Genomic DNA, 1,510 nt, shown 5'->3' with positions numbered 1-1,510 from the left:
AGCTTGTCGCCCGCCGCATCGCCGCCGCTGGTGCCGCTGCCGCTGGTCATGTCGAGGGTGGTGATGCCGGTGACCTTGCTGGAGAAATTGGCCAGCGTGATGGAACTGCCCAGGTCGGCGAAATGCAAGGTCGTCGTGCCGGCCCCGCCGCTGATGGTGGAGATGTTTGACACCCCCGTGGCCTGGTTGACCATGTCGCTCTGCGCACCGAGCGAGCTATGCGAACCGGCGCTGACGTTGATCGTATTGAGGCCGCTGCCGACCGCCACGCTGTTGGTCCCGCCATCCACCGCATTGAAGACATCGGTACCGCTTGCCGCCCCTCCGCCAATGAGCGCATTGGTGGTGGCCGTTCCTTTGGCCGTCAGGATATTGGCATTGGCGTCGCCGGTCAGCGTGCTGTTGAGGAAGGCGCTGCCGGTCAGGTTTTCGATGTTGGTGTAAGTGTCGCCGTTGGCGTCGCCGCCGGTGCCTGCATGCGTGCCGAGATTGGCGATGATGTCGCCGTTGGCGTTGGAAAACTCGTAGCTGACGGTATCGCTGGTGCCGCCGGCGCCGTCGAACTTGTTGGCGTTGCTGTCGGCATAGAACGTGTCGTTGAAGCTGCTGCCGACCACGTTCTGGATATTGCTGTAGGAGTCGCCGGTGGAGAACGAGACACCGGCGCCGGCTGCAGCATCCACGCCTGCCGAGCCGGTGTGGTGGAACAGGTCGACCACCACGGCATTGCCTGAACGCGCATAGTTGACGGTATCGCCGTTGGCGACATGGCCGCTGCCCTCGAAGGCGTTGGCCGCGGAACTGGCGAAGAAGACATCGTCGAAGTTGCTGCCGATCAGGTTGCTGATGCCCGTGAATTTGTCGCCGTTGGCAAAACCGCCGCTGGTGCCCGCACCGGTGGTGTTCGACAGATCCACGGTGACGCCCACGCCCGACGCCAGATAGCTCACTGTATCGACGCCGCCCGCGCCGCCGTCAAAGCTGTTGTTCTGGTTGTTGGCGACGAAGGTATCGTTGAAGCTGCTGCCGATCAGGTTGTCAATGAGACTGAGCTTGTCGCCCGCCGCATCGCCGCCGCTGGTGCCGGTGCCATCGGTGGCGTTCAGATCGACGGTGACGCCGAAGGCAGAGCCTGCATAGCTGGCATAGGTATTAGCGCGATTGCCCACCGCACCGGCCAGCGTGTCGCCGCCGCCGCCGCCGGTCAGGACCGTCTTGTTGGCTGCGGCACCGGTCAGGAAATCGTCGAAATTGCTACCAACCAGGTTTTCAATGTTGGCGTACGTGTCATTGGCAGCGGAGCCGCCGCTGCCGGCGACGCCGCTGCTCAGGTTGACCGTCACGGCAGATAGCGACCGGGCGTAGCTGACCGTATCCGAACCGGCGCCGCCGTCAAAACTGTTGGCCTGGCCATTGGCGACGAAGGTATCGTCAAAGGAGCTGCCGATCAGATTGTCGATGAAATTCAGCTTGTCGCCGGTGGCGTCGGCGCCGCTGGTGCCGGTGCCGT

At 63.5% G+C, this 1,510-nt stretch carries 1 protein-coding gene; it reads right to left on the bottom strand.

What is annotated here, in order from left to right:
* A partial coding sequence (locus HLUSI_RS26380) for a beta strand repeat-containing protein (protein ID WP_016832198.1) occupies positions 1-1,510 on the bottom strand: 1,510 nt, incomplete at both ends.

Source organism: Herbaspirillum lusitanum P6-12 (genome assembly GCF_000256565.1).
In the GTDB taxonomy this organism is placed as follows: domain Bacteria; phylum Pseudomonadota; class Gammaproteobacteria; order Burkholderiales; family Burkholderiaceae_D; genus Herbaspirillum; species Herbaspirillum lusitanum.
Note: the sequence above shows the minus strand (reverse complement) of the source record. Positions and strands in the feature narration are given on the sequence as shown.